Genomic DNA, 311 nt, shown 5'->3' with positions numbered 1-311 from the left:
GTTGAGCAGGTCGCAGGCGCAGAGCACCAGAATTTCCCGGCGGACAAACCGGTCCTGGAACTCCCGGCGCTCGGCAGGCTTCATCCCGCCCGAGACCGCAGCCGCAGACACGCCTGCCTGCCGGAACAGATCCGCAATCTCTTCGGCATGGCGCACCGAAGCGCAGAACACTACGGTGCGCTTGTCCCGGACGTACTGCAGCCAGGTGTCCACGATGAGCCGGTTGCGCTCGGGGACATAGATCTTGCTTTCCAGATCCCGGATGTTGTACTGCACGCTGTTGAACCGCACCCTGGTCAGGTCGATGTTGG

Annotated in this window: 1 protein-coding gene; it reads right to left on the bottom strand. The window is 63.0% G+C overall.

Going from position 1 to position 311, the window contains the following annotated elements; all coding sequences use genetic code 11:
* The coding region (locus H6B10_RS15970) for a DEAD/DEAH box helicase (RefSeq protein ID WP_275951104.1) at positions 1-311 on the bottom strand (311 nt) is incomplete at both ends.

It is taken from the genome of Gemmiger formicilis, from assembly GCF_016901605.1.
GTDB classification, from domain to species: Bacteria; Bacillota; Clostridia; order Oscillospirales; family Ruminococcaceae; genus Gemmiger; species Gemmiger formicilis_B.
Note: the sequence above shows the minus strand (reverse complement) of the source record. Positions and strands in the feature narration are given on the sequence as shown.